The organism is Burkholderia sp. SIMBA_051, assembly GCF_046534915.1.
Lineage (GTDB): Bacteria > Pseudomonadota > Gammaproteobacteria > Burkholderiales > Burkholderiaceae > Burkholderia > Burkholderia ambifaria.
Window position 1 is genome coordinate 1 of record NZ_JAWRXS010000569.1, and the last position, 255, is coordinate 255.

General features: G+C 64.3%; 1 pseudogene. It reads right to left on the reverse strand.

What is annotated here, in order from left to right:
- Positions 1-174 (reverse strand): annotated as a pseudogene (locus SB771_RS35755) (Holliday junction branch migration DNA helicase RuvB); the annotation flags it as partial.
- Positions 175-255: the final 81 nt, after the last annotated feature.

Below are 255 nucleotides of genomic sequence, written 5' to 3' on the forward strand. Positions count from 1 at the left end.
CGAACGGCGCCTGGCGGCCTCGATGAAAATTTCCAACTGGCCACGCACTGTTTCCTGCCCGACGTATGCCTCGAGCTGGCGCGGGCGCAACGCGCGCTCGAACGCTTCTTCGTTCGGCGAGACGGGCGTGGCCGCGATGATGCGTTCGGCGGCGAGTTTGTCGGTTTCGATCATGGGTTCATTGTACCGCGCGCGCCTGGCTTCAACCCTTGGACAGCGCCTTCAACGCCAGCTTGATGCCCTCGGAAACGCCGG